Raw genomic sequence first — 21,211 nt, forward strand, 5'->3', positions numbered from 1 at the left:
AAAATGGTTTTGAGGGGGATGTTTTCAACGATTTCTCAAAACACGGCGGAATGGGGTAAACTCCGCAACCATGACATTACCGCCACGAAAAACATCCGTTGCCCCCATGCTGGACTGGACAGACCGGCATTGCCGTTTTTTTCACCGCCAGATAAGCCGTCATACCTGGCTTTATACCGAAATGGTGACAACCGGGGCGCTTATTCATGGTGATGTGGGGCGTCATCTGGATTTCAACGAGGTGGAACATCCGGTTGCCTTGCAGCTTGGCGGCAGTGAGCCGGCTGACCTGGCGCATTGTGCGAAACTGGGTGAGCAGTGGGGATATGATGAGATCAATCTCAATTGCGGCTGTCCGTCCGAACGTGTGCAGAAAGGGGCATTTGGTGCCTGCCTGATGAAAGAGACCCCCCTGGTGTCAGATTGTGTCAAAGCCATGCGCGATGCTGTCACCATTGATGTGACGGTCAAGCATCGTATCGGGATTGATAATATTGATTCGTATGATTTTGTGCGGGATTTTATCGGAGATATTGGTGAAGCCGGCTGCTCAACTTTCATCGTGCATGCCAGAACGGCCATTCTCAAAGGATTGAGTCCGAAGGAAAACCGGGAGATTCCCCCGCTTCATTATGATGTGGTCTACCGGCTCAAACAGGATTTTCCTGACTTTGAAATCATACTCAATGGCGGCATCACCACAACGGCTGAAATTGACACGCATTTACAGCATGTTGACGGCGTGATGATTGGCCGCGCGGCTTACCACAATCCCTGGCTGATGATGAGTTTTGATTCCCGTTATTATGGGGACAGCACACCACCCAAAAGCCGGAAAGATGTGCTTGACGCCCTGATGCCCTACATGGAAAAACAGCTTTCCCTTTATGGCAAAGACGCTGGCGGTGGCCTCAAGCTGCACAGCATGACACGCCACATACTGGGCTTGATGGCGTCAGAACCGGGTGCCCGCCGCTTCAGGCAGATACTGTCTGACCCGAAACACCTCGCCATAGGCGATCCTGCTTTACTGATGGAAGCGGTTAATGCGATGCCATCGCTTTAGGCTCTGCCTGATGACAAATGCTTTTGTCACAGCAAACGCAGCAATATTTCCCGTTATTGGTTAAGATATCTTAGGATCAGGCCTCATTAAATTGCCTGCTGCAAAGCCGTTGTATCCCAAATGGCGGTGTTGCACCGAAAAATGGGAACTTGACGGAAGGTCTGCTACGCCTGCGTCCCCATTTCCCGTTGCCCCTGGCCCTTTGAGCCACAACGGCTTTGCAGCAGGCAATTTAATGAGGACTGACCCTAAGCAGATCGTTCTGCATTTTGCCTGACAGGACGTCATGGGGCGCCTGTTGGAATACAACACCATTTGTGCCGAATCAACGCTTGAGAGTCAATCGCCTTTAAGCTTTTCGGATGTCCCTGTTTTTTCAGGTTTCATTCACGGTGATGGTCGCAGCGCCGCAGAGGCACTTCGTTACCGGGGAGATAAATATGAACGATTCCAACCGCTCGAATAATCTCATTCGCTGGTATATCGCCATTGCGATCATCGGCGTGCTGCTGATGCGCGGCTTTTATGAGGATTTCCGCGGAACAGAACCCCTGCCTTACAGCGAATTTTTGACACAGCTAGAGGCTGGCAATGTCAGGGAAATCCGGATTACCGGAAGCCAGATTCAGGGATATCTTGTCAAACCGCTGCCGGACGGCAAATCGGAATTCAGCACGACACGGGTGGATGATGGTTTATCCGAGTTGCTGGCAAAACATAATGTGAAATTCACCGGTGTGATTGAAAATACTTTCCTGCGGGATATCCTGGGGTGGATCGTGCCGGTGGTGTTTTTTATGGGAATCTGGTTTTTCCTCATGCGCAGGATGGCTTCACAAAGCGGTATGGGCGGCGGCACCGGATTTATGGCTATCGGCAAGAGCAAGGCCAGGGTGTATGTGGAAAAGGATATCCGGGTGACTTTTGCCGATGTTGCCGGTGTGGATGAAGCCAAGGAAGAATTGCAGGAAGTGATCGGCTTCTTGCGCAATCCCGGGATCTACGGGCGTCTGGGCGGCAGGGTGCCGCATGGCATTTTGCTGGTAGGCCCGCCAGGAACCGGCAAGACCCTTCTTGCACGCGCCGTAGCGGGTGAGGCAGGGGTTCCTTTCTTTTCCATCAATGGATCGGAATTTGTGGAGATGTTTGTGGGCGTCGGCGCAGCAAGAGTTCGTGATCTTTTCCAGCAGGCGCGGGCACAGGCGCCCGCCATTATTTTTATTGATGAAATCGATGCGCTTGGCAAGGCGCGCGGTGCCGGTGGCCTGGGCGGGCATGATGAAAAAGAGCAGACATTGAACCAACTGCTTGCCGAACTCGATGGATTTGATTCCGCATCCGGCCTGGTACTGCTTGCGGCAACCAACCGGCCGGAAATCCTGGACCCGGCGCTTTTGCGTGCCGGGCGGTTTGACCGGCAGATCCTGGTGGACCGGCCCGACAAGACAGGACGTATCCAGATCCTGAATGTGCATGTAAAGAAAATCAAGCTGTCACCGGATATCGATGTGGAACAGATTGCAGCACTGACCGCCGGTTTTTCCGGTGCGGACCTGGCCAACCTGGTCAATGAGGCGGCATTGCTGGCTACGCGGCGCAACCATGATTTTGTGACGCTGGATGATTTTACCGGCGGCATTGAACGGATTGTTGCCGGGCTGGAAAAGAAAAACCGCCTGATTAATCCGCTTGAGCGGGAAATCGTGGCTTATCACGAGATGGGACACGCACTGGTCAGCATTGAACTGCCGGGAACCGACGTAGTGCACAAGGTGTCTATCATTCCCCGGGGTATCGGGGCGCTGGGCTATACCATCAATCGTCCGACAGAAGACCGTTACCTGATGTCACAGGAAGAACTGGAAAACAAGATGGCAGTTCTTCTGGGAGGGCGTGCTGCCGAGATGCTGCATTTTGGCACGGTGACAACGGGGGCTGCAGACGATCTTGTCAGGGCAACCGAGATAGCCCGAAGCATGGTAACGCGTTATGGCATGAGCAAAAAACTTGGCCAGATAGCGTATGAAAATACCCGGAACACCTTCCTTGCGCGGCCTGGCGACATGCCCGAATTCCGGAACTATTCCGAGCATACCGCACGGGAGATTGATGATGAGGTTCGCCACCTGATTAACGATGCCTTCGTGAAGGCGACAGAGGTACTGGCCCGAAAACATGATGCCTTGTTGGCCGGGGCAAAGGCGCTCCTCGAAAAAGAGACGTTGACGGAAGAGGAGGTGCTGGCGATTGCGCGGGGAAGCGCCCCCGCTCCGCTGGCAATTGCCCATCTCGGTGATGAAAACCAGGATGAGGTTGTGAAATGAGTAAAACACTGGAAAGGAATATGTCATGACAGGGATAAACAGCGCACCGTTGTCTGCCGATGCTGCGGGAATAGTAAATCTATAAGCTGATCTTATGCCTGATACCATCCAGATAGATGCCAGAACCGCCCGCATACTGCCATGGGTAGTCGCGATCGCTTTTTTCATGCAGACACTGGATGGGACGATTCTCAATACCGCTTTGCCAAGTATGGCGGCAAGCCTCAGCACACACCCTTTGCAGATGCAGGGTGTGGTTATTGCCTACATGCTGACTGTCGCATTGCTGATACCGGTTTCCGGGTGGCTGGCAGACCGCTTCGGCATCCGGCAGGTATTTCTGGCGGCGATTTTTGTTTTTACGCTGGGATCATTGGCTTGTGCGATGTCGCCGACGCTTGATCTTCTGATTGCGTCAAGGGTGTTGCAGGGCATTGGCGGTGCCATTTTGGTGCCGGTGGGAAGACTCAGTATCCTGCGTGCCTACCCGCGTGACCAGCTTGTCCGGATTTTGAGTTTTATTACGATCCCCGGCCTGCTGGGGCCGCTGGTCGGGCCGACACTGGGTGGTTTTCTGGTGAACTATGCCAGCTGGCACTGGATTTTCCTGATCAATCTGCCGGTCGGGATTCTTGGTGTCATCTGCGCGCTTCGTTATATGCCGAATATTCCGCGGGCAGGTGCGCTCAATCCCTTTGATAAATTCGGCTTTCTCTTTTTCAGCACCTTCATGCTGACACTGACAATCGCGCTGGAAGGCATAGGGGAGCACAGCACGGCTTACACCAAACTGGTTCTGCTTTTGGTGACAGGGTTCGTCAGCCTGGCGGTGTATTGTTTTTATGCGCGCCGTTCGGAGAATCCGCTTTTCAGTCCTGATCTTTTCCGGGTCCGTAATTTTTCTGTCGGTATTGCAGGCAATCTGTTTGCCCGCCTGGGCACGGGAGCGATGCCTTTTCTGACGCCACTGCTTTTGCAGGTCAGCCTGGGGTTTACGCCCTTAAAGGCAGGCATGACCATGATTCCCATGACACTCGGGGCGATGATTGCCAAGAGTGTGGTAACCCCACTGGTAAACCATCTGGGTTATCGCCTGCTGCTCTCCATTAATACCGTGTTCCTGGGTATCATGATCGCGGGATTTTCCCTGATCAGCAAGGAGATGCCGTACCCGGTGATCCTGCTGATTTTTACGGTATTCGGCATGATCAATTCCATGCAGTTTTCCGCCATGAATACCATCACGCTTTTGGATTTGAGCGATGAACAGGCCAGCAGCGGTAACAGCCTGCTTTCTGTCATCATGCAACTATCGATGAGTATGGGGGTTGCCATTGCGGCCGCTATTCTTGGTGAATTTTCAGGTATCCGTTCTTTCTCGGCGACAGGCGATCTGGCTAGCGCATTCAGAAGCACCTACCTGTGTCTGGGGTTCATGGCCATTCTTTCTGCCCTGATTTTCTATCACGTTACTCCTTCGGCCGGTAAAAAAGGAACGAAAAAAAACGTGTATCAACAGGAAAAGAAAATGGAGCATTGAGCGCTTTTCCTTTTGGCGCTACGAAATACAGCATATAATTCCTAAAGAGATTTCCTGTGCAGTGTCCGTCTGCAGGCTGATTTTAGCGGTTGGCATAATACAAGCCTGATGGACTGTTTTTTGAGGTGGCAGATGAAACCCATGCAATTGCTGGTCATCGGTGGTGTTGCCGGAGGCCTTTCTTTCGCAACACGTGCAAGACGTCTTAACGAAGAGGCCGAAATTACGGTCCTGGAAAGGGGGCCTGATATCTCCTTTGCCAATTGCGGACTTCCCTATCATATCGGCGGTGAAATACCCAACAGGCAGTCTCTGACCATTCAGACGCCCCAGAGCCTGAAGGACATGTTCCGCCTGAATGTGCGTATCAATTGCAACGCGCTCCAGATTGACCGTGAAAAAAAACGGGTACTTGTCGTTGACCGTATCAGCAATGAACAGGAGTGGATTGCCTACGACAAGCTCATGCTCGCGCCGGGCGCCCGCCCCGCAATGCCGGACATACCGGGTATCGATGATCCTGCTGTCTTTACCCTGCGCAATCTGCAGGATATGGATCGTATTATTGCCATTGCCAGGCCTGATATGCGCGCTGTTGTCGTGGGAGGCGGTTATGTCGGGCTGGAACTGTTAGAGCAATTGCACAAAAAGGGCCTTAAAACCTCGTTGGTGCACCTGCATTCCCATGTGCTTCACCAGTTTGACAGCCAGGTTATCCAGCCACTGCAAAATGAGCTGAAAGCCAATGGGGTACAAACGTATTTCAACAATCATTTCACCTCCTTTTCCAGAGAGGGGGAGGTACTGAAGTGCCAGCTTGCCAGAGGAGATGTTGTCGAGACCGACATGGTGATTTTTTCCATCGGTGTACGCCCTGAAAGTGATCTGGCAAGAGAGGCTGGCCTCGTGCTGAGCGAAGCCGGTCATGTGGTGGTCAATCAATTCATGCAGACCTCGGATCCGGACATTTATGCGGCGGGGGACGTTGTGCAGACCCGTGAGCGCCATTACGGACAGCGGGTTGCCATTGCCCTGGCAGGCCCGGCGAACCGGCAGGGACGCGTGGCGGCGGATCATATTTTCCAGGAGATATTTGCACAGCCTTATCCCGGGAGCATCGGCACCAGCATTGTGCGTCTTTTTGGCATGGTGGCAGCCGGAACCGGCTGGACAGAGCAGGCCTTAATCGAAAGCGGTCGCAGCTACAACACGGTTACCGTGCACGAACACCAGCATGCCAGCTATTATCCCGGCGCCGAAATGATTACGTTAAAGCTGATCTGGGAGCCGGAGTCCGGGAAGATATTAGGTGCCCAGGCAACGGGAAAAGACGGGGTGGATAAGCGTATTGATGTGCTGGCAACAGCCATTATCGGGCGCATGACCATCGACGATCTCTGTCATCTTGAGCTGGCTTATGCGCCGCCTTTCGGCACGGCGCGCGATATCATCAATATTGCCGGTTTTGCGGCGACCAATATGCGGGATGGCTTGATCAGGCTGATTCACACTATTCCGGATGATCCCGCAGTGCAGCTTTTAGATGTGCGTTCGCGACAACTGGTTGAAAGAAGCCCTGTTGAGGGGGCGATTCACATTCCTTTCCCCGCCCTGAGAAAAAATCTGGGCAAGCTGGACAAAAACAAGCCCGTCATCGTTATCTGCCAGTTGGGCAGGACGAGTTATTTTGCTTCACGTGTCCTGTCACAGAACGGTTTTCATGCAGTGAGCCTCACAGGAGGTATCAGGGGGTTGGGGCATACAGAAAAAAGCGGGGTATATACGCCTTGTACAACCTGTTCTTCGATTTAGCCTGCTGACAGCAGCAGGACGAAGGCGTGAAGCGTAACACCGATGATGCCGCCGACCAGTGTGCCGTTTATCCGGATGAATTGAAGGTCTCTGCCTACGGTCAGTTCCAGTTCACGCACGAGCGATTTGTCATCCCACTGGACGATCGTGCTGACAATATGCTGGCTAACGGACGTGCGCAGTTCTTCTGACAGATTGCTGGTGATTTTAATGAGATGTTCATTGATGGAATCACACAAGTCAGGATTATCCAGTACCCAGCGGCCAAAATGACGGAAAGTGTGGGACAGACGCACCTGCATGCGCGATTCGCTTTTCCCGGCATCCTTTTGCAGCCACTGGCGCAACTGCACCCAGAGGGTTTCAAAATAATCAGCGACAACAGGTGTTGTCAGCAGTTGCTGTTTCCAGTTTTCCACGCGCCGGTGATAGCCCGGATCATTTTTCATGCTGCTGATGAAATTTTCGACAACCGCATCAAATTGTTTGCGTCTCGGGTGAGACGGGTTCTTCCCGATATCATGCAGCCAGTTCTGCATACTTTCCACAAGCGTTGCTGACAGCCGCATACCGAATTCTTCCGTATCCATGACAATCCCCAGCATGGCCAACAGCTTGGGATGTTCGCGCCGGGATACTTCAATGATAATGCTGGCAACATGGCGTTGTGTTGACGGCTCGTCAAGCACGGTTGAGAGCCTTCTCAGTCCTTCATTCAACAATGCCTGATGCTGGTCATTCTGTGTCAGGACATCGAGCAACTGGCCAATGAGACTACCCAGGTCTGCCTGCTGCAGCCGTTTGTAGATGGTGTTGCGCAGGATGCGGCCAACACGCTGGTCGTCAATGAAAGCCAGTGCGCCAACAAGGACCAGGATCATCTGGCGGGACAACATATCGGCCTTGTCCCGTGATGACAGCCATGCGCCAATACGCTGTGCAGGATGAAATGCACGCATTCTTTCCATCAGGATGGTCGAACTCAGAAAGTTGTTCCGGATGAAGACAGCAAGGCTTTCTGCAATACGTTCCTTGTTTTCCGGGATGATCGCTGTCCGGGGAATCGGGAGTTTGAGCGGATGCCTGAAAAGCGCAACAACGGCAAACCAGTCGGCCAGCGCGCCAATCAGTGCGGCTTCGGAAAAGGCCGTGACCCAGTGCCATATCCCACGCCCTGCCTGCAGACGTGAATAAACCAGGACAGCAGCCATCAGGAGCATCAGTCCTGTGGCAATCAGCTTCATGCGGTCAAGCTGCTGCTTTCGGGATAAATTTTTCATTGGTCTAGGCATTCAGGTCCGGTTTGTTACTGATCAACTGGTCGACACCCTGCTCAATCAGCTCGTAGGTTTTCATGAAAAATTCAATACTTCGATTAAATGGATCAGCAATATCATACCTTCCATACTCTCCCAGGCGCATCACTTTTCCCTGTGCCTCGGGAAAACGTGACTCAACAGTGCGTGTCTGCTGTTCTTCCATTGTCAGTATCAGATTGGCTTGCTCGATCATTTCCCTGGTCAGGTTGCGTGCGCGGTGCGATGTGATATCAATGCCGTGTTCCTGCATGATACGGATGGAAGAGGGGTCTGCTGTCCAGCCTGTCATGCCCCGCAGCCCGGCAGAACTGATGGTTTTTTCGGGAAATTTTTCTTTAAGCAATCCTTCGGCCATCGGGCTTCGGCAGATATTGCCCAGGCAGAGTACAAGAATATTGTTAATCACGGCAATTCCAGAAAACAGTCGGCAGGTTGCATTGTAGACAGGTTTTTCAGGGTAATGATAACCAAAGCGTTTAATAATCGTATTGATCTATGCAAGAATAAAGGAACATGAGCCCGCTTATGGCAGTTTGCCCCCTCTTTTCTGATAAATAGAGGTAAATCAGGCAAGCCTGTCATGCTAAAGCTTATTCTTGTTAACTGGTTTTCCTGATGAAACAGGCATAGCAGCAGTCCAGATGCCTGCTGGAATAACGACAATCAGCCGGAGCAGAACGATGATCAACAAGAAAAAAAACGCGAAGACACCTGTGGCGAGCGATTTTTCCTGGCACAGTCACTCGGTTGAGGATGTCAGGGCTTACCTGAATGTGCCGCCGGAAGGGTTGCAGTTGGAGGAAATCCAGCGGCGCCAGCAGTTGTATGGCCCTAATTCGCTGACACTGACAAAGCCGCCGAGCGCATTGCATCGCTTTTTCATGCAGTTTCACAATGCCCTGATTTACGTGCTGCTCTTTGCAGCGATCATGACGGCTTTCATGAAACACTGGGTGGATACCGGCGTTATCCTGGGGGTGGTGCTGATTAATGCCATTATCGGTTTCGTTCAGGAAGGCAAGGCCGCCAGCGCTATGGAATCCATCCGCAAGATGCTTTCCCTTCAGGCGACGATTCTGCGGGGCGGGCGGCGGTTTACGGTGCTCAGTGAGTCACTTGTCCCGGGGGATATTGTCAGCCTTGTATCCGGTGACAGGATACCGGCGGATATCCGCCTCATGGAAGAGAATAATTTTTCTGTCGATGAGTCTGCATTGACTGGTGAATCCGCACCGGTCGAAAAATCGACAGGGACGGTTGATGAGGATGCTTCTTTGGGTGACCGGACCAATATGGTGTATTCCGGCACGCTTGTCACCTATGGCACGGCTGTCGGTATTGTGGTTGCAACAGGAGACAAAACTGAATTCGGCCGTATCGGCAAACTCTTGAATGAGATGGAGGATATCGCCACGCCACTCTTGCGGCAGATCGGCAATTTTGGAAAATGGTTGACGGTTGGCATTCTGATACTGTCTGTTGTGACGTTCTTTATCGGTGTATTCATTCGGGACCACGAGATAGGGGACATGATGCTGATGTCGGTTGCGCTTGCCGTATCAGCGATTCCCGAGGGGCTGCCCGCCGTCATGACGATCACGCTGGCGCTCGGTGTCCAGCGTATGGCAAGAAAACACGCCATTGTCAGACAGCTTCCTGCAGTGGAAACCCTGGGTTCTGTGACGGTTATTTGTTCAGACAAGACCGGCACACTCACGCGCAATGAAATGACTGTGCAGACGCTCGTTACCGCAGACAGGGTATATGAAGTCAGCGGAACAGGTTACTACCCCGAAGGTGGATTTTCTGTGGATGGAAAGCCTGTCGCTTTGCAGGAGTGCCCGGAGCTTCATCATATTGCCCACGCATCCGTGCTTTGCAACGACTCATCATTGAACCAGAAAAATGAGGAATGGTTTGTTGCGGGTGATCCCACAGAAGGCGCACTGTTGTCCCTGGCGATGAAGGCAGGACTTGATCCGGCAGTGGAAAAAGCCAGGATGCCCAGAAATGATGCGATTCCTTTCGAATCACAGCACCGTTTTATGGCGACGCTTAACCACACCCACCGGGGAGAGCGCTTCATCTATGTCAAGGGCGCGCCTGAGCGCCTGATGGTCATGTGCACAATGGAAAGTGATCTGGAGTGCGGGGCACGTCCCATCAACTTTTCCTACTGGGAAAAGCGCATCAATGAAATCGCCCTGTCAGGCCAGCGGACGCTGGCTATTGCCATGAAACCGGTCGACGGTAGCCAGAACGAACTGGATTTCAGGGACGTTGAAACCGGAATGATACTAATGGGGGTATTCGGCATTATTGATCCGCCGCGTGACGAATCCGTTGAGGCAGTGCGACACTGTCATTCTGCCGGCATCCGGGTTGTCATGATTACAGGGGATCATGCTGAAACGGCAAGGGTGATTGGTGAACGGCTGGGTATCGGTATTGCTAAACGCCCTGTGATGGGTGCCGAGATTGAAGAAAAATCGGATGAAGAACTGCAGCAGATTGTTCGGGATGTGGATGTTTTTGCCCGGGCCAGTCCCGAACACAAGCTGCGCCTTGTCCAGGCATTGCAGGCCAATGGCGAGATCACTGCCATGACGGGGGATGGTGTGAATGACGCACCGGCATTGAAACGGGCAGATGTGGGCCTGGCAATGGGACTGAAGGGAACCGAGGCAGCGAAAGAGGCCGCTGGCATTATCCTGGCGGATGATAACTTTGCCACGATTGTCTGTGCCGTACGGGAAGGCCGCCGGATTTATGACAACCTGAAAAAAAGTATCCTCTTTCTGCTGCCGACCAACGGCAGCCAGACGTTTGTAGTGATGGCCGCGGTATTCATGGATATGGCATTGCCGCTGACGTCAAAGCAGATCCTGTGGATCAACATGATCACTTCGGTGACGTTGTGTATTGCCCTGACTTTTGAGCCCGTGGAAAAAAACATCATGCGAAGAAAGCCCAGAAACACACGGGAAGCTGCTGTACCGGGCTATATGATATGGCGCATTTTTTTCACGTCGGTCATCCTGATGGCGGCAGCGCTCATGCTTTTTCATTGGGAACTGGACAGGGGGAAGAGTATTGAGGTGGCGCGAACCATTGCCGGCAATACCATCATCGTCGGGCAGATGTTTTACCTGGTGAGTTGCCGGTTCCTCTATGAAACCTCATTGTCGGTTCGTGCACTGACAGGCAATAAATCCATATGGATTGCTATTGCTGTTCTGATTGCATTGCAACTGCTGTATACCTACACGCCGACGATGCATAATCTTTTTGGTACGGACAACCTGACTCTCAAAGAGTGGATGCTGGTTATTTGTGTGGGTATAACGACCTTTTTCCTGATGGAACTGGATAAATTTTTTCAGCGAAAGCTGGCGGAAAAAAGGGACGCTATTGTGGCTTGAATATGCCGCCTAAGGCGAGGAGAGTTTCGCTTCGGTATGAAAAACAGGGACAGAACAACATGTTATCCTGTCCCTGTTTTTTTGTATCAGATGCCAGAAATGAAGGGACAATCAGTACTTATTGTTCGGCGATAAAAGCGTGGAGTTTTACTGACGTCTGGTGCAAATCCTGAATACCGGCATATTCGCGGGAGGTAAAGCAGGCCTGCAATTGTTCACGGGTTTTAAAGCGGATAATAATGAGCCTGTCAGGCGCCTTTTCTCCCGAAAGTGAAGTAATGTTGTCACTTCTGACAAGATATTCACCGCCATAACTTTCCACAATCGGCCTGACTTTTTCTGTGTAAAGATCGGAATCGCGGCGTTCTTGCGGATTGGAAATCTCGATATTCATGATAAAAAATATAGACATAATTTTTCCTTTTATTGCTCTTCTAATCCTTTTATTGTACCGTCAGGTTGATGATCTCGCTGAGTAAATAATTTCATGCTTGGATTTTTGACAAAAAATGGATAAAAAAATAATATAGGAAACGCATGGTTGCCATTCGGCAGGTCGGTTTTCAGGAGGAATAGGATGCTGGACGTCAAACGTATTCTTGTAGCAAGTGATATGTCAGAAAGTTCAGCGCTGGCTGAAACACGGGCGGCAAAACTCTGCCTGCGCTTTGGACTGACTGAACTGGAACTGGTCAATGTCCAGGATACGGGATTTGTCGAGGTACTGGGCCAGATTCTGGCGGGTACGGAAAAGAAAAGCGAGGAACTGGTTATTGAGCAGGTAACCAGAGACTTTGAACCGGTCAGAAAACGGATTGCGGATTCATTCGGTATCAGCACAAAACTGACGGTCCTGTTCGGGCGTCCTTCCATCGAAATTGCCCGATACGCGAAAGAGAGCCGTACCGATCTGATTGTTGCCGGGGCAAAACGTCCCGGTCTCGGTAAAAAATTCTTTTTGGGCAATACACCGGACAGACTGTTGCACATTACCCCGGTACCCCTCCTGATTGTCAGACAGGAGCCTGACAGTCCGTACCAGAATGCCCTGATTCCTGTCGATTTTTCGCAAAATTCGATCTACGCTGCCCGGGTTGCCGTGGATATGATGCTGCCGGCGTCCCGAAAAATCTTTTTGCATGCCTATGATATTCCCAATGAAGGCCTGATGCGCTATGCCAATGTATCGTCTGACCTGATTGGTAGTTACCGGACAGAGGCAAAAAGAAAAGCGGAAGATGAAATGGGAAGACTCATTGCGTCATTAGGCAGTGACAATCGGATTTCACAGGTTATCCAGTATGGCGGGGCGGTGAGAATCATTGAGGATTATGTCAATGCAAACAACCCGGATCTGATCGTCATGGGCAAGCAGGGGCGTTCCAACTTGGAAAACCTGCTGCTGGGCAGCACGACCAGGAATACGGTCAACGAAACGTCCTGTGACATCCTGGTTGTCCCCTTAATGCAACAGCCTGCGCCTGCTGCCTGAGAAAACGAAACCGGTTAAGGGGGTGCTGGCACCTCCTGGGTGCGCGACCAGGCAATGACGTCCTGATTCTGCTCACTCAGCCCGGCAATCCCCGCCCTCACGTTATCTCCCGGTTTGAGGAACAGTTGCGGTTCCCTGCCCATACCCACACCGGGAGGTGTGCCTGTCGCAATGATGTCACCCGGCAACAGTGTCATGAAATGGCTGAGGTAACTGACAATTTTTGCCACAGAAAAGATCATGGTTCTGGTGTTTCCTGTCTGCATCCGAACACCGTTGACATCCAGATACATGTCCAGATTTTGCGGGTCAGGCACTTCGTCACGGGTGACAAGCCAGGGTCCGACCGGCCCGAAAGTATCGCATCCTTTTCCCTTGTCCCACTGGGTACCACGTTCAATCTGGAATTCCCGTTCCGAAAGATCATTGGCAACACAATACCCGGCAACATGATCCAGTGCTTCTTCTTCGGTAATGTACTGGGCTTTCCTGCCGATGATGACGCCAAGTTCGATTTCCCAGTCGGATTTTTTTGAATCTTTCGGCAGGATGATGTTGTCGGTTGCGCCGCACAGGCAGGTCACTGCCTTCATGAAGACAATGGGTTCTTTGGGAAGCCGCATGTTGGCTTCTTTCGCATGTTCGATGTAGTTGATGCCGATGGCAATGTATTTGCCGACGTGGGCAACCGGGACACCCAGGCGGGGATTGCCGGATACCAGCGGCAGTGAGGCATGGTTCATCGCGGCAATGCGGGCCAAAGCGGTGTCAGACAGTTGCCCGGCAGTGAAGTCATCAATAACACCGGAGAGATCACGGATATTTCCGCTTTCATCAATCAGGCCCGGTTTTTCTTTACCGGGATGGCCGTAGCGAACCAGTTTCATTCTCGTTTCCTTCAGGAGATTGAAAAACAGAATACAGTGTTTTCAAGGGATGCGCTCATATGCAAAATCAGGTGAATTGTACCTGAGAGCTGTAGCAGACGTATCAATCCTGCTCATAAAACATACCGCCATGTCTCCCCCTTTTTTTCAAGGGACTGTTTTGAATAGGCCGGGGAAGAGGAGGGGAGGATCAGGGTGGTATAGCCGGCAGCATCAAACAGGGGGGCATATTCGCCTGCAGGCTGGCCGTTAAAGCAGATTTTCCGCACAAGAGGATAGTTTGTACGGAGAAAATCGAAACGATCCGGCCTGTCTTCGGCCAGGACGGACTTCAGGGGGCCTTTGCTCTGGCATGCGGAAATAACATCCCAAAGACCAATACCATGTGAAAACAGGATCTGCAGCTTTTTTTCGTATGGCATGTCAGACAGGGAAGTATCCAGGGCGGCAGACATGAGTAACCAGAACTGGTTCTGGCTCCCGGCATAGTATTGCCCTTTTTCCAGGGCGTCCTTTCCCGGGTAGCTGCATAAGATAAGGGTATGGGCATCCGGTTGCATAACCGGACCCAGTCCGTGAAGTGACGGCAGCGGTATGGATGTCGGCGTCTGGCGCATGCTGATGGTTATTGGCGGTTGATTCAACCTCTATATTATCCGACAGACGGGCAGGGAGTTTTATCTTTTCATGCACAAAAAACCGGAGGGTTATCCGGCTTTTTTGTGGGGGAAGGACGGGCTTAAAATTCTTCCCAGTTATCCTCTTCGTTTGTTATTGCCGCCACTTTTTGTGATGATGGCTTGGCAAGCTGTGCCGGTTTTCTGGCTGGCGTTGCCGGTTTGGATGATTTTAGCTTGGCAACCGGTTTGACTGTAGAGTGATAGGAGCCGATATTAAAGACATGCACCAGCTCTGCCAGGTTGCTTGCCTGGTCACGCAGGCTGCTTGTGGCTGAGGTTGCCTGTGAGACGAGCGCCGCGTTCTGCTGGGAAACGGTATCCATTTCCGTTACCGCCATGTTGATCTGTTCGATACCGGAAATCTGTTCCTGGGTGGCCTGCGTGATATCGTTCATGATGTCATTTACCCGGCGAATGCTCGTGCCGATCTCATTCATGGTTTCCGTCGCGGAATGTACCAGCTGGCTGCCTGAACGGACCTTATCCACCGAGTCATCAATCAGGGACTTGATTTCGCGGGCTGCGGTTGCGCTACGCTGTGCCAGGCTACGCACTTCACTGGCAACGACGGCAAATCCACGCCCCTGTTCACCGGCACGGGCCGCTTCCACGGAGGCATTCAGTGCAAGAATATTGGTCTGGAAAGCAATCCCGTCAATCACGCTGATGATATCCACGATCTTGTTGGCGGACTCATCAATATCGTTCATGGTGGCGACAACCCGGTTAATCGCTTCGCCGCCTTTGACAGAGACATCATAGGCGGAAGTCGCCAACTGGTTGGCCTGTCTGGCATTATCGCCATTCTGGCGGACAGTGGATGTCAGCTCTTCCATTGCTGAAGCGGTTTCTTCAAGCGAACTGGCCTGCTGTTCGGTGCGGGAGGAAAGGTCCAGGTTGCCGGATGCAATCTGTTCCGAGGCGGTAGCAATCGTACTGGCGCTGTTGCTCACTTCCCCGATGACTTTCAGCAGGCTGTCCACCATGTTTTTCATTGCCCGCATAAGCTGGGCGGTCTCATCATTGCCGGTAATTTCAACCTGTACCGTAAGGTCTCCCGATGCGACCGTTTCTGCGACCTGCACCGCACGGTTTAACGGGCGGGTAATGCCGGTGGTAAGGCGCCAGGCAATAATGATGGAGAGGATCAGCGCCACAGCGGTAATGCCGATAATGATGGAGCGGCCTGTCTGGTAAATAGAAAGGATTTCCTGGTGGGTTTTTGCGGACCGCTCTGCCTGAGCGTCAGCAAAATCATTAATGCTTTTTACATAGTCATCGCGTGCAGGCACCATTTTCTGGTGCAAGTGGACTTTTGCCGCATCGTATTTCTGCTCATGCTGCAGCTTGATGACTTCCTTGCGGATATCCACATAAATCTTGCGTTTTTCGGCAATAGTGGCAAGGAGTTGACGTCCGGTATCGGTTGCAACCGCCTCCTGGAGGCGTTTCTGGATTTCGCTGATCTGGGCACTGGTTTGCTTCATTGAGGCTTCAATGGCCTTTTCGTCTTCCGGCTCCTGTCCCAGTGCGAGGACATAGGCCCGTTCGCCGTTCAGGGTGGTTTTTGACAGCCAATTGACAGCGTCTTTTTCCAGGTTGACGGTATGTGTCATCAGGTGGTCGGATGCATCTGCGACTTGCTGCAGTTCCCAGATACCGGTTATTGCCATTGCGATCATCAGGATCAGGACGAGGATAAACCCCGATGTTAGTCTGGCTCCAATTTTCATTTGCTCAGGCTCCTTACAAAAATTGAATAATATGTTGTATCGGTTTTATCAGATGCGTTCAACTATTCATGTAGCCGGATTCAGTAGTGATCCAAGGCATCATGATTCAAGCATGAAACAGTATTATTTCAGTTAAAAACCTCATCGTCTTTTCATAAAACCCACAAATAATACAGTTATTAAATTTAAATATATATCAAACTGATGCAATAAAACAATAATTATTTTGAGAAGGGCATTCATTATTAATAAGGCAAGTTATAAAAAAATAATGGTTTTATAACAGGGAAAAGAAATTGTTGTCATTTTTACATTTTCTGTCGGAGTGTCTGAAAAGATGAAATATTTTTTAAAAGAGCAAAAATTTTTTGGTTTGAAAATAATGCGAAATACCGGAGAATGCGCCTTTTACAGAGAGGGAAGGAAACTGTCTTTTTCGTTTTTTATTCAATGGCCGGATTAATTTTATATTCGGAAAATAGATAAAGCCGGATTATAAGAATTTCGGCATATTGTAAAAATGACATTGAATGATGGCTTGATATCTTTTTATAACATTTATCATTAAAACGGAAAGGCACGCTCAAAAAAAAAGCCTCCCTTTTAAAGGAGGCTGTTAACAGCAAACTGCTTAAGCATTATTCCTGTTTAAAATGAAAGCGCATTTTCAGAATTTATCCCATTCATCATTTTTATCAGAAGCGAAAGCGGCTGGATGCGGCGCTGCTGTTTCATGTGAGGTTACCGGTGTTTTGCCGGTATACGATATCAGGGCATGCGGGATGTTATCGATACGGAAGTAGTCAACTACCTGAACCAGATTTCCAGCCTGTTCCTGCATACTTTGTGCAGCTGCTGTGGCTTCTTCCACCAGCGCGGCATTTTGTTGCGCCATATGGTCCATTTCAGTGACAGCCGTATTGATTTGCTCGATTCCGGTAACCTGCTCCTGGGTTGCCAGAGCAATTTCATTCATCAGATTGCTGACATTGAGAATACGGTTTCCGATCTCGGCAATAGTCGTTGTTGCATGATGTACCAGTTCAGAACCGCTTTTGACTTTCTCTGTTGAGTCATTGATCAGCGCTTTTATTTCCTGTGCCGCTGTTGCACTTCTCTGTGCCAGATTTCTGACTTCTGATGCCACGACAGCAAAGCCGCGTCCTTGTTCTCCCGCACGTGCAGCCTCGACAGCAGCATTCAATGCCAGGATATTGGTCTGGAATGCAATACTATCGATAACACTGATGATATCGACGATTTTGCTGGCAGATGATTCAATGTCATTCATGGTTTCAGTGACACGGGATGCCGCATCGCTGCCTTTTCTGGCGATATCAGCCGCGTTGGATGCCAGATCATTGGCTATTCGGGCATTGTTGCCGGTTTGCCGGACGGTTGATGTGATTTCCTCCATGGTGGACGCTGTTTTTTCCAGGGAACTGGCCTGTTCTTCCGTACGCGATGACAGATCCTGGTTGCCTGCCGCGATTTCTGCAGCCCCCGTAGAAATGGTGTTGGCGCTGTTTCTGACCTGTGAGACTGCCTGGTACAGGCTTTGATTCATTTCACCCATTGCCTGCATGAGCTGTCCGACTTCGTCGCCGGATCTTGATTCTATCCGGCTGGTCAGATCACCCGATGCAATGGTCCGCGCCACCTGTACCGCATTGGCAAGCGGGCGTGAAACCATGGAACGGATCGACATATAGATAATCAATCCCAGGATGACAAGTGCAGCCAGGGCAATACCCAGGAAGAGATTGCGCATGGTAGTGACTTCACGGGTAATTTCATCCATATAGGTTCCGCCGACAATCAGCCATTGCCACTGGGGAAAATAGTTATACGCAACGATGCGGTCCTGCGTTTTGCCACTGCCGTCTTCACCGATGGATGCGTACTCCATGACACCATTCTGCTTTGTCAGCATGTCACGGATGTATTCCTTTCCTTCTGCATCCTTTGCATTTAAGAGGTTTTCCCCTTCTTTTGTGGGATGAACAAGAGCGAAGCCATAATGATCACCAGGCTTGGCATCAATGGCGTAGAAATAACCGGTATCGCCAATTTTGAGTTCATTTAACTCATCCCTGACGATTTTGACATCCTCAGTAAAATCAATGCCGATATACAGTGCGCCGATCACTTCACCGGCTTCATTCTTGATCGGATCATACTGGGTGAAATACTTGCGGCCGAAAAGATCTGCTGTGCCATTGAAGGGCTTGCCATTCATCAATTGCTGATAGGAAGGGTGTTTTGTGTCTAAAAGCGTGCCAATGGCGCGTTCCCCCTTTTCATTTTTCAGTGATGTGGAAATACGAACCAGATCATTGCCGCTGCGCGCAAATATGGTTGCCCTGATGCCTGTCAGCCCGGTAAATCTGTCGGGAATCGAAAAATCATTATTCAGTATGATGCTGCCGTTACGCAGGGCGGGGGGCGTACGTCCTGCTACCGTGACAGCTGTGGACGGATCAAGAGAAAACCGGCCGGGAAAATATCCCCTGAAGGCTTTCAGAGAGCGGTCTGCCTCACGTTGCAGATCATCATTAAAGAGCTTGATCAGATTGATCATGGCGGCATTTTTATCAGCCAGTTCGTTGGTTGTCTGCTTTTTGAGCTCTTTTGATGTGAAGTAAGCAAAACTGATGGAATATGCACCGAATATCAAGGCAATCAGAACAAAAGAAAGGAAAGAGAGTTTGGTTCCAATGCCAAAACCGCCTGATTGAGCTACGCTATTTTTCATGTTTCCCACATCCTTGAGTAAATGGTTATTGTGTCTGCTTCCAGAATATTGAGGAAATCATCAATATTCTGGTGTGCCAGCTACAGGGATGCAGGGCAGGTTTTATCACGTGATCGGCGCACTTTGTTTGCCCTGCTAAACAGCATACTCTGAAGGGCAAGTCTTTAAGAATCCGGAAAATTGATTCGGGCTACGCGCACAGTGGAAGTACTGAGGGGAAAGTACATCTGCCACTTAATGGTACATCCCGGCTGCTTTTCAGAGAAGACAGGCAGATAAAATCAGGAAAAAAATGCGTGAAAATGTTGCTTTTTTGCTACATATATGCAGTTTTCCTGCATATTTCTTTTATAACCCAATAGTTTTTATCAGTATGTGATATCCGTGCGGCGGAGCTCAAAAAAATTGTTCTTTCGCAATTACGCTTTCCACTATTTTGCATACACTTGTTCTTCAGCCATCATGATCTTCGAGGCAGGTGAGAATATGAATACATTCGAAAGAAAGGCAGAAGCGAATCATCCTCTTAATATGGACAGGCGGCAGAACAGTAAAAAAGTGGATATTGTCGAACATGGCATTCGGATACAGGCAGACTATGGATATGTACGGGCGGCGCAATATATGTTTAACAATGGTGTGGGATGGCCGGTGATACAGCGTGTCCTGCACAGCCATGTTCTTCGCCGTCGCGTTAAGGGAGATTCGTCACCTGAACCGTTGCATTGACTCTTTCCAGAACCAAAAAAACCGCGCTTATGAAGTGAACGCTTAATATCGGACTGCGGTTATTGAAATGGCCTGAGTACGGTATTGCCCAGGACTCAGGCCATTTAAATTCAGTTTTATCCGTTCATTGTTGCAGTAATGGATATACGCATTTATTGCGGATTTCAGTTGTTGTATATCAGTAAAATCCGAAGAGCAGCAGCCTTCAGATTTCAGAATGCCAAAGAAACTTTCCATTACTGCATTATCCAGGCAGTTTCCTTTGCGAGACATACTGTGTTCAAGATGGTGCTGTCGCAGTTTTTCCTGATAAATCGCCTCTGGTATTGCCAGCCCTGATCGCTCTGTTATACAGATCAAGAATCGGTGAAAGATACCGCTTTTTACCTCTGACATTGAATTGACTCACCTCTGTCACCCCTTTCTGATTCGGTTTGTCAGCCGTAAAATCCCGTTTCAGGAGATCCGGAGTGACTCTTCCCTATACGCCTTTGCAGGACTGATATTATTTGCGCCTGAGGGTGGATGCAAGCCGTTGTTCGCGCATGAGCCTGCGAACGGTTTTGTGATTAAGATGGCAATTTTCCTGACGCAATGCCAGTGTGATGCGACGATAACCATATCGTCCTTTGTGCTGGTGAAATAATGCCTTAATTCAGATATTATTTGCGCTTTACTGGCTGCGTTGATTTCTTTTGTTCCTGAATCAAGGCTTGCAGCTTTTTTAGATAGGCATTCTCCGCGCGAAGATACTCAAGCGCTTCCTGGATGGTTTTGAATTCAGGAAGAGATGCTGTCATGGTATTGACGGGGTTTGCTTTCTTCTCTGGCACCCTCTCCACTGTTGAAATAATGGAGCGCAACCTCTCGCTTGAATTCCAGACTGTATTTCTTCTTGCCCATAAAGTGAAACCCTTAAGCGTTGGCTGTCCAACTTTAAGGGTTCACTTCAAAAAACGCGGGGCTTTTCAATATATCAGATAGCAAAAAATCACTTAATCTTCGCTTCCTTATAAGGCACATGCTTTCTTGCCTTCGGGTCAAACTTCACAATCTCCAGCTTATCCGGGGTAGTACGCTTATTCTTCGTCGTCGTATAAAAATGCCCCGTACCAGCCGTAGACTCCAGCTTAATCTTTTCCCTGCCTGACTTCGCCATAACTATCTCCTGTTAAACCTTAATACCGCGCTCGCGCATATCAGCCAGCACCGCGTCAATCCCCAGCTTATCAATCGTCCTCAAGCCGGCTCTGGAGAGGCGAAGCGAAACCCACCGATTCTCCGATTCCACAAAAAAACGCCTGTTTTGCAAATTGGGCAAAAAGCGACGCTTCGTCTTATTATTCGCATGAGAGACATTATTGCCTGACATAGGCTTCTTGCCTGTCACCTGGCACACACGGGCCATAAACCACCTCCAAAGACACAGTCAAAAATAGAAAGACGCATACT

Annotated in this window: 16 protein-coding genes and 1 pseudogene; 7 read left to right on the forward strand and 10 right to left on the reverse strand. The window is 50.3% G+C overall.

The window, feature by feature from the left end:
* Positions 1-70 precede the first annotated feature (70 nt).
* From dusA to NB640_RS10620, 4 genes are all read left to right on the forward strand, one after another.
* On the forward strand, positions 71-1,066 hold the full coding sequence (dusA, locus tag NB640_RS10605) for a tRNA dihydrouridine(20/20a) synthase DusA (protein WP_269308671.1): 996 nt from the start codon (positions 71-73) through the stop codon (positions 1,064-1,066).
* A gap of 440 nt (positions 1,067-1,506) precedes the next feature.
* Positions 1,507-3,390: an ATP-dependent zinc metalloprotease FtsH gene (ftsH, locus tag NB640_RS10610; RefSeq protein WP_269308672.1), complete on the forward strand. Its 1,884-nt coding sequence runs from the start codon at positions 1,507-1,509 to the stop codon at positions 3,388-3,390.
* Between the two features lie 94 nt (positions 3,391-3,484).
* Positions 3,485-4,930: a multidrug transporter subunit MdtD gene (gene mdtD, locus NB640_RS10615; RefSeq protein WP_269308673.1), complete on the forward strand. Its 1,446-nt coding sequence runs from the start codon at positions 3,485-3,487 to the stop codon at positions 4,928-4,930.
* Between the two features lie 132 nt (positions 4,931-5,062).
* Complete coding sequence (locus NB640_RS10620) at positions 5,063-6,742, forward strand: FAD-dependent oxidoreductase (RefSeq protein WP_269308674.1); 1,680 nt, start codon at positions 5,063-5,065, stop codon at positions 6,740-6,742.
* Here NB640_RS10620 and NB640_RS10625 read toward each other — a convergent pair.
* Together NB640_RS10625 and NB640_RS10630 are read right to left on the reverse strand one after the other, a co-directional pair.
* Complete coding sequence (locus tag NB640_RS10625; RefSeq protein WP_269308675.1) at positions 6,739-8,022, reverse strand: DUF445 domain-containing protein; 1,284 nt, start codon at positions 8,020-8,022, stop codon at positions 6,739-6,741. The two genes, NB640_RS10620 and NB640_RS10625, sit on opposite strands and share 4 nt — an antisense overlap.
* 4 nt (positions 8,023-8,026) lie before the next feature.
* Positions 8,027-8,467, reverse strand: coding sequence for a low molecular weight protein-tyrosine-phosphatase (locus tag NB640_RS10630; protein WP_269308676.1), 441 nt, complete (start codon positions 8,465-8,467; stop codon positions 8,027-8,029).
* 274 nt (positions 8,468-8,741) lie between these two features.
* Between NB640_RS10630 and NB640_RS10635 the strand changes: the two genes are divergently transcribed.
* Complete coding sequence (locus NB640_RS10635; RefSeq protein WP_269308677.1) at positions 8,742-11,483, forward strand: cation-transporting P-type ATPase; 2,742 nt, start codon at positions 8,742-8,744, stop codon at positions 11,481-11,483.
* A 118-nt stretch (positions 11,484-11,601) separates the two neighbouring features.
* On the opposite strand, the gene NB640_RS10640 is transcribed toward NB640_RS10635, so the two are convergent.
* Entirely contained in the window at positions 11,602-11,895 is a 294-nt protein-coding gene (locus NB640_RS10640; protein WP_269308678.1) for a DUF1330 domain-containing protein, read from the reverse strand.
* Positions 11,896-12,060: 165 nt separating this feature from the next.
* On the opposite strand from NB640_RS10640, the gene NB640_RS10645 reads away from it, so the two are divergent.
* On the forward strand, positions 12,061-12,975 hold the full coding sequence (locus NB640_RS10645) for a universal stress protein (protein WP_269308679.1): 915 nt from the start codon (positions 12,061-12,063) through the stop codon (positions 12,973-12,975).
* A 14-nt stretch (positions 12,976-12,989) separates the two neighbouring features.
* Here NB640_RS10645 and NB640_RS10650 read toward each other — a convergent pair whose 3' ends face one another.
* The 4 genes from NB640_RS10650 to NB640_RS10665 form a co-directional block, all read right to left on the reverse strand.
* On the reverse strand, positions 12,990-13,862 hold the full coding sequence (locus tag NB640_RS10650; protein ID WP_269308680.1) for a fumarylacetoacetate hydrolase family protein: 873 nt from the start codon (positions 13,860-13,862) through the stop codon (positions 12,990-12,992).
* A 113-nt stretch (positions 13,863-13,975) separates the two neighbouring features.
* Positions 13,976-14,506, reverse strand: a complete 531-nt coding sequence (locus NB640_RS10655) for a DNA-deoxyinosine glycosylase (protein WP_269308681.1) — start codon at positions 14,504-14,506, stop codon at positions 13,976-13,978.
* A gap of 95 nt (positions 14,507-14,601) precedes the next feature.
* Positions 14,602-16,275, reverse strand: a complete 1,674-nt coding sequence (locus NB640_RS10660) for a methyl-accepting chemotaxis protein (RefSeq protein ID WP_269308682.1) — start codon at positions 16,273-16,275, stop codon at positions 14,602-14,604.
* Between the two features lie 667 nt (positions 16,276-16,942).
* Complete coding sequence (locus tag NB640_RS10665) at positions 16,943-19,030, reverse strand: methyl-accepting chemotaxis protein (protein WP_269308683.1); 2,088 nt, start codon at positions 19,028-19,030, stop codon at positions 16,943-16,945.
* A 486-nt stretch (positions 19,031-19,516) separates the two neighbouring features.
* Between NB640_RS10665 and NB640_RS10670 the strand changes: the two genes are divergently transcribed.
* Entirely contained in the window at positions 19,517-19,759 is a 243-nt protein-coding gene (locus NB640_RS10670; RefSeq protein WP_269308684.1) for a hypothetical protein, read from the forward strand.
* A gap of 42 nt (positions 19,760-19,801) precedes the next feature.
* Here NB640_RS10670 and NB640_RS10675 read toward each other — a convergent pair.
* The 3 genes and pseudogenes from NB640_RS10675 to rpmB all read right to left on the reverse strand — a co-directional run.
* Positions 19,802-20,583 (reverse strand): annotated as a pseudogene (locus NB640_RS10675) (IS3 family transposase); the annotation flags it as partial.
* Between the two features lie 167 nt (positions 20,584-20,750).
* On the reverse strand, positions 20,751-20,918 hold the full coding sequence (rpmG, locus tag NB640_RS10680; protein WP_269308685.1) for a 50S ribosomal protein L33: 168 nt from the start codon (positions 20,916-20,918) through the stop codon (positions 20,751-20,753).
* 12 nt (positions 20,919-20,930) lie between these two features.
* On the reverse strand, positions 20,931-21,167 hold the full coding sequence (rpmB, locus tag NB640_RS10685; RefSeq protein ID WP_269308686.1) for a 50S ribosomal protein L28: 237 nt from the start codon (positions 21,165-21,167) through the stop codon (positions 20,931-20,933).
* Positions 21,168-21,211: the final 44 nt, after the last annotated feature.

The sequence above is a fragment of the Oxalobacter vibrioformis genome, assembly GCF_027118995.1.
GTDB classification, from domain to species: Bacteria; Pseudomonadota; Gammaproteobacteria; order Burkholderiales; family Burkholderiaceae_D; genus Oxalobacter; species Oxalobacter vibrioformis.

Coding starts and splice junctions, on each gene's coding strand:
- NB640_RS10660 (WP_269308682.1), bottom strand. CDS start 16,275: ATGAAAATTGGAGCCAGACTAACATCGGGGTTTATCCTCGTCCTGATC.
- NB640_RS10670 (WP_269308684.1), top strand. CDS start 19,517: ATGAATACATTCGAAAGAAAGGCAGAAGCGAATCATCCTCTTAATATG.
- NB640_RS10645 (WP_269308679.1), top strand. CDS start 12,061: ATGCTGGACGTCAAACGTATTCTTGTAGCAAGTGATATGTCAGAAAGT.
- NB640_RS10665 (WP_269308683.1), bottom strand. CDS start 19,030: ATGAAAAATAGCGTAGCTCAATCAGGCGGTTTTGGCATTGGAACCAAA.
- rpmB (WP_269308686.1), bottom strand. CDS start 21,167: ATGGCCCGTGTGTGCCAGGTGACAGGCAAGAAGCCTATGTCAGGCAAT.
- mdtD (WP_269308673.1), top strand. CDS start 3,485: ATGCCTGATACCATCCAGATAGATGCCAGAACCGCCCGCATACTGCCA.
- dusA (WP_269308671.1), top strand. CDS start 71: ATGACATTACCGCCACGAAAAACATCCGTTGCCCCCATGCTGGACTGG.
- NB640_RS10625 (WP_269308675.1), bottom strand. CDS start 8,022: ATGAAAAATTTATCCCGAAAGCAGCAGCTTGACCGCATGAAGCTGATT.
- ftsH (WP_269308672.1), top strand. CDS start 1,507: ATGAACGATTCCAACCGCTCGAATAATCTCATTCGCTGGTATATCGCC.
- NB640_RS10650 (WP_269308680.1), bottom strand. CDS start 13,862: ATGAAACTGGTTCGCTACGGCCATCCCGGTAAAGAAAAACCGGGCCTG.
- NB640_RS10635 (WP_269308677.1), top strand. CDS start 8,742: ATGATCAACAAGAAAAAAAACGCGAAGACACCTGTGGCGAGCGATTTT.
- NB640_RS10620 (WP_269308674.1), top strand. CDS start 5,063: ATGAAACCCATGCAATTGCTGGTCATCGGTGGTGTTGCCGGAGGCCTT.
- NB640_RS10640 (WP_269308678.1), bottom strand. CDS start 11,895: ATGTCTATATTTTTTATCATGAATATCGAGATTTCCAATCCGCAAGAA.
- rpmG (WP_269308685.1), bottom strand. CDS start 20,918: ATGGCGAAGTCAGGCAGGGAAAAGATTAAGCTGGAGTCTACGGCTGGT.